Below are 5,765 nucleotides of genomic sequence, written 5' to 3'. Positions count from 1 at the left end.
GTTTGGTTAAATTGGTTTTGTAGCATAACTAAATTATACTACAGACAAAAAGGACTGGAGTTTCAATTTAAGGAATTCCAGTCCTTTTTTAGATCTAACTTTTAACTGTTAGACCCCCTATTTTTTTGTACAACTTTTGGATTATTTCTAAAGAGTTTTAGATGATCTGATCATATGTAAAATAGTATCGGCAGGTATCTTATTTGAAATATTATCCTGAGTAATATCATTATGTTGATGGACTTTCAAAAATAGAAAAGAATTGGAAGTTTGGCATTAAGAATCTGGAATCATAAAGAAAAAAGATATAGACAGAAAAACAGAAAGGATAGAAATACAGGCTCTGCAAAAATGATTTTAATATTTTGCCGATAAAAAAATCCCGACTGTTGTGTCGGGGATTATCTTTGTTGGTCGATGCTTTGATACCCATAGAAAGGATGTACGGTTTGAATAGCCAAAGATGTATATTTGAAATCTTCTAGTTGTTCTTTCTGTACTCGAAAATCGGTGATCAACAGATCGAACACATCTGCTTTGGCAACGCTGAACTGGTGGATATTGGCAACTTTGGTCGCATCAGCTAAGAGAATCTTTTTTCCCGTGCAGCGAGAGATCATCGCTTCATTGATGGAAACTTCCGGCAGGATGGCTGTTGTCATTCCGATTTCGGCATCAATACCGCTGCAGCCTAAAAAGCTCTTGTCGGCAGAAACGCGGTTGACGTTGTTTAAGGCAAAATCACCGACCATGCTTTCTTTGGGATATCGTATTTCTCCGCCGGTCAAGACAACAGTGATTTTTGGATCATGATCGATGAATAACGCTTTTCCATTATTGGTAATGACGGTCACGTGCTTGTCATGAATGTACCGAAGCATCAATAGCGCAGTTGAACTGGTGTTGATAAACATCGTGTCGCCCTCTTCTACCAGATTTGCCGCATATTTGGCGATCGCATGTTTATAAGGCTCATTATTGTCTTTGATCTGGTCGTTATCGACAAAGGACTGAATCAGTCTGGCTCCGCCATAATAGCGGATAACAGCTCCCATATCTTCCCAATATTGCAGATCGCGGCGTATGGTCAAAGGTGCTACATTAAGTTCTTTTGCCAGCTCTTCCACGTTCACTTTTCCTTGTATTTGTATCTTTTCCATGATTTTTTTACGTCGTGCATCGACGATTTCTTTACTCATTTTCATGATTTACCACCTCGATGATTTTTGAAGTTCCTCCGATTTCCCGAATCTTTTTTATACATTCTTCTTCCATGGAACGATTGTGCATGACTCTGCAAAGATTGCTGAACTGGTAATAATAATGAAGCTTTTCACGATTGTTCATGTTTTGTGTATTTGTCTTTTTAAAGCAGTTAAAGCTTTGCTTGTAGTCTTTTCTACTAAATAAGTAAAGGGCATCAATAAAGTCCCAATTATATAAAGGTGATAATTTGTGTCCCTTTACTTTGGCATCTTTCATACGGATGATCTTTGTATATTCTTCCTGAACAATTTTTGTATCTTTTAATAGAAAATGTGCATATAACTGGTTATAATGCCAGATCAGAAGATTATCTATATTTTGATGAAACATTTTATAATGAGTTTCCAATGTTTTTAACAGTGAAGAAGCATCTAACATATCGGCATAATACAAAGTGTCATAAATCACCTTAGAAGAATTATAAGCCTTAAATATATCTTTTTTTAAAAGATCATCATATTCTTTTTTCCCTTTTTGCGGCATCGCATCATAGGCAATCGTTTGAATTGCGTGTTGATATAAATGACGTAAATATTCAGCATAAAGCGCTATGGAAAATATCAGGATAAAAAGTATGCCAAATAATAATTTTTGACTGAACTTTTGTGCCGTCATGATAATATAGATAGAATAGATGATATAAATGATGCCCATAATAAAGTTGCGGGCTTCCTGTGGAAATGCGGCTCTTTTCATGGTGATGCCTCCTTATACTCGTATTATATGAATAAGAGTTCGTAAAGTCAACGAAAATTATTCAATTAAATATTCATATAAAATAAAGTAAGCGATTACAACAATCATAAAATAGTTAAAACGTTCATAAAACGTGGTTGTCGTTTATTTCGAATTTTATTATAGTAAGACTGTCAAAACAACCATGGTTATTTGAAAGAGGAAAGAAGGGCAAAACGAGAATGAGCAAAGTAGATGAGATCACAAGAGAATCCTGGATCTTAGGCACATTCCCGGAATGGGGAACTTGGCTTAATGAGGAAATAGAACAGGAAGAAGTAAAACCGGGTACGGTGGCAATGTGGTGGTTAGGCTGTACCGGAATTTGGTTTAAAACACCACAGGCAAACATTACTGTCGATCTTTGGGCCGGTAATGGAAAAAGAACGCATGGCGATGGCAAAATGAAGGTAGGACATCAGATGGCAAATATGTGCGGATGTCGAAACATGCAGCCAAATTTAAGAGCTGTACCTTTCGTTATCGATCCATTTGCGATCAAACAGGTGGATGCGGTATTGGCTACACATTATCATCAGGATCATATGAGTGCAGAGTATGCCAGTCATGTTTTAAAAAGTGGTATGATGACTACAGATGAAAATGGAAAAGAAATGCCGGTTCCTTTTATCGGACCAAAAAAATCGGTCGAATTATGGCAAAAATGGGGTGTTCCGGCCGATCGATGCCTGACGGTTCGACCTGGAGATACCATTAAGATCAAAGATATCGAAATTGTTGTTTTGGATTCTTTTGACAGAACATGTATTGTCACAACGGATTCTACAGGCCCAGATCGTGAAGACCTCAGAGGAAAATGTCCAACAGATATGGATGATAAAGCGGTGAATTATCTGATCAAGACACCGGGCGGAAATATTTATCATTCCGGCGATTCTCATTATTCGATCTATTATGCGAAACACGGAAAAGATCATGATATCGATGTCGCATTTGGATCGTATGGAGAAAACCCTGTTGGAATGCAGGACAAAATGACTTCCATTGACATTTTGCGTATGGCGGAAGCTTTACAGACAGATGTAGTGATTCCAATCCACTATGATGTTTGGACAAATTTTAAAGCGGATCCACAGGAAATCAATTTGTTGTATAACTACAAAAAAGATGTGCTGGATTACAAATTCCATCCGTTTATTTGGGACGTAGGAGGAAAATATGTATATCCGACAGATAAGAACAAACGTATGTATCATTATCGCCGCGGTTTTGAAGATTGTTTTGAAGAGGAACAAAATATCCCATATCGTTCCTGTCTGTAATGCTTAAGGAAATTGTAGAAAAAGGGTTTTACACTTTTAAGGATTCATTCGCATCCTGGGAAGATGCAGTTCGCGGCAGTTATGAACCATTACAAAAGTGTAAGATAGTCGATGACACTTATATCAATAATGTGATCGAATGCGTAAAAAAATATGGACCATATATAGTCATTGTTCCAGGAATTGCCATGCCTCATTCAACAGAAGGCGCTGATGGATGTTATGGAACAGCGATATCTTTTATGAAAGTGGAAACACCGGTCGATTTTGATCCGCAGGACGAAGAGAAAAAGGCAACCTTGTTTTTCTCTTTGGCAGCCATGGATCATGAAGAACATCTAAAGAATATTCAAGCTTTGATGGAAACGTTAATGAATGAAGACATCGTCGAAGCATTGAATCGATGTAAGACACCGCAGGAACTAAAAGAAATCGCAGATCAGTTTGAATCATAATAATATAATTAGATAATAGGAAAGGTATAGGTTATGAACATAATAATGGGTATTTGGGATTTTTTTGCGGCCAATATCCTGACACAGCCGGCATACTTTATAGGGCTGATCGTCTTTATTGGATATTTATTGTTGAGAAAACCGGTATATGAAGCATTTTCAGGATTTATCAAGGCGACCGTTGGATATATGATCCTGGCGGTAGGTTCCGGTGGTTTGGTTAACAACTTCCGTCCTATTCTGGTTGGATTAAAAGATCGCTTTAATTTAGATGCCATGGTTATCGATCCATACTTTGGACAAAATGCGGTAACGGCAGGTTTACAGGAACAGTTTGCGAGAACATTCTCACAGGTCATGTTGCTGCTGTTGATCGCATTTATCATGAACTTGATTTTGGTACGTTTAAAGAAATGGACCAAGATGCGTGCCGTATTTACAACAGGGCACGTACAGATGCAGCAGGCGGCCACAGCTTTCTGGCTGATCTTATTCTGCTTCCCAACTTTAGGGGATACACAGATTTTGTTGATCATGGCTGTTGTTCTGGGCTTGTATTGGGCCGTGGGTTCTAACTTAACGGTTGAAATCACACAGGAGTTGACCGAAGGTGGAGGCTTTGCGATTGCGCACCAACAAATGTTTGGAATTGCTTTGTTTGGAAAGATTGCAGAGAAAATGCGCTCCAGCAAATCTAAGAGCCTGGATGAATTGAAGTTTCCTGGATTCTTATCCATCTTTAATGAAAATATGGTAGCCACTTCCATTTTGATGTTCTTGTTCTTTGGTGCCATCTTGCTGGTGCTGGGGCAGGATTATCTGGTTGCCGGTGGATTTATGAAAGAAGGAGCCAATTTCTTCTTCTATATCATGACGACATCTTTAAACTTTGCGGTATATTTGGCTATCCTGCAGCTTGGTGTACGAACTTTCGTTACCGAGTTGACCAATTCGTTCCAAGGTATTTCAAATTCTTTCTTGCCAGGTGCTGTTCCAGGCATCGATTGTGCAGCGGTCTTTGGATTTGGTAGCGCCAATGCGGTAACCGTTGGATTCTTGATGGGTGCTTTAGGACAATTTATTGCGATCATGACTTTATTGTTGATGAAATCACCGACACTGGTTATTGCCGGATTTGTACCGGTGTTCTTCGATAATGCGGTCATTGCGGTTTATGCGGATAAAAAAGGTGGTATCAAAGCAGCTTTGATTCTTCCATTCATCTGTGGTCTGCTTCAAGTATTTGGATCGGCTTTGATTGCCGGTTGGGTTGGACTTGCACAATACGGCGGCTACTTAGGTATGTTTGACTGGGCAACTGTATGGCCAATGTTTACCGTTGTCATGAAGTTTGCCGGCTATATCGGTGTTGCCATTGTCGTAATCGTATTACTTGCGATTCCACAACTGCAGTATCGTTCTCATCCGGATACATATTTCCTGATTACAGAAGACTATGATGCGTATCTGGAAAAAAAACAACAAAAAGAAGCTGCGAAGCAATAATCTATAAAAAGGGAAAGAGGAGAATAGTGTGTCAAAGAAATACAAATTATTAGTTTGCTGCGGAAATGGAGCCGGCACAAGTATGATGATCAAGTTGAATGTGGAAAAGGTGACCAAGAAAATGGGGCTGGATGTACAGGAGATTCGTCATTGTGCGGTGTCTGAAGGAAAATCAGCGGCCAGTGGATACGATATCGTTCTGTGCTCTAAAAATTTTGTCAGTATGTTTGCCGATGCTGAAAAGAGGGGTACTAAGATCGTTGGCTTGAAAAATGTCATGTCAGCCAAGGAAATCGAAGAAGGATTACTCGCCGCAACAGCTGAATAACATAAAAAGCTGCCAACGGCAGCTTTTCTTATACCTATTTTTGATGAAAAAAAGGAGAAAACAAATGAAGATCGAGAAAAAACATTTAGACGATATCAAGCGCTGCTACTGCGCCAGCAATATCTGTATGAACGGTGAAAACCATATCCTTCTGGCCAGCGAGGATCCCGATATCGCCTGCAACATGTACAG

At 39.1% G+C, this 5,765-nt stretch carries 6 protein-coding genes; 4 read left to right on the top strand and 2 right to left on the bottom strand.

Annotated features, from left to right (window positions below; all coding sequences use genetic code 11):
• Positions 1-401: 401 nt before the first annotated feature.
• A complete protein-coding gene (locus U0M88_RS09695) occupies positions 402-1,205 on the bottom strand; it encodes a DeoR/GlpR family DNA-binding transcription regulator (RefSeq protein WP_331869684.1) in 804 nt (267 codons plus the stop codon).
• Positions 1,192-1,962, bottom strand: coding sequence for a hypothetical protein (locus tag U0M88_RS09690; RefSeq protein WP_331869683.1), 771 nt, complete (start codon positions 1,960-1,962; stop codon positions 1,192-1,194). The genes U0M88_RS09695 and U0M88_RS09690 overlap by 14 nt, the downstream gene beginning before the upstream one ends.
• A gap of 221 nt (positions 1,963-2,183) precedes the next feature.
• Here U0M88_RS09690 and ulaG point away from each other — a divergent pair, with 221 nt between their 5' ends.
• From ulaG to U0M88_RS09670, 4 genes are read left to right on the top strand one after another with little or no spacing between them, the layout of a single operon-like run.
• The gene (gene ulaG, locus U0M88_RS09685; RefSeq protein ID WP_117446816.1) at positions 2,184-3,284 is read left to right on the top strand and encodes an L-ascorbate 6-phosphate lactonase; all 1,101 of its coding nucleotides are present in this window, start codon (positions 2,184-2,186) and stop codon (positions 3,282-3,284) included.
• Complete coding sequence (locus U0M88_RS09680; protein WP_331869682.1) at positions 3,284-3,739, top strand: PTS sugar transporter subunit IIA; 456 nt, start codon at positions 3,284-3,286, stop codon at positions 3,737-3,739. Before ulaG ends, U0M88_RS09680 begins: the two co-directional genes overlap by 1 nt.
• Positions 3,740-3,772: 33 nt before the next feature.
• The gene (locus U0M88_RS09675) at positions 3,773-5,245 is read left to right on the top strand and encodes a PTS ascorbate transporter subunit IIC (RefSeq protein WP_117446814.1); all 1,473 of its coding nucleotides are present in this window, start codon (positions 3,773-3,775) and stop codon (positions 5,243-5,245) included.
• Between the two features lie 28 nt (positions 5,246-5,273).
• On the top strand, positions 5,274-5,573 hold the full coding sequence (locus tag U0M88_RS09670) for a PTS sugar transporter subunit IIB (RefSeq protein WP_117446813.1): 300 nt from the start codon (positions 5,274-5,276) through the stop codon (positions 5,571-5,573).
• Positions 5,574-5,765: the final 192 nt, after the last annotated feature.

It is taken from the genome of Faecalicoccus sp. (genome assembly GCF_036552745.1).
Lineage (GTDB): Bacteria > Bacillota_I > Bacilli_A > Erysipelotrichales > Erysipelotrichaceae > Faecalicoccus.
The sequence above is the reverse complement of the archived record's forward strand: the minus strand, read 5'-3'. Positions and strand labels throughout refer to the sequence as shown.

Coding starts and splice junctions, on each gene's coding strand:
- U0M88_RS09690 (WP_331869683.1), bottom strand. CDS start 1,962: ATGAAAAGAGCCGCATTTCCACAGGAAGCCCGCAACTTTATTATGGGC.
- ulaG (WP_117446816.1), top strand. CDS start 2,184: ATGAGCAAAGTAGATGAGATCACAAGAGAATCCTGGATCTTAGGCACA.
- U0M88_RS09675 (WP_117446814.1), top strand. CDS start 3,773: ATGAACATAATAATGGGTATTTGGGATTTTTTTGCGGCCAATATCCTG.
- U0M88_RS09695 (WP_331869684.1), bottom strand. CDS start 1,205: ATGAAAATGAGTAAAGAAATCGTCGATGCACGACGTAAAAAAATCATG.
- U0M88_RS09680 (WP_331869682.1), top strand. CDS start 3,284: ATGCTTAAGGAAATTGTAGAAAAAGGGTTTTACACTTTTAAGGATTCA.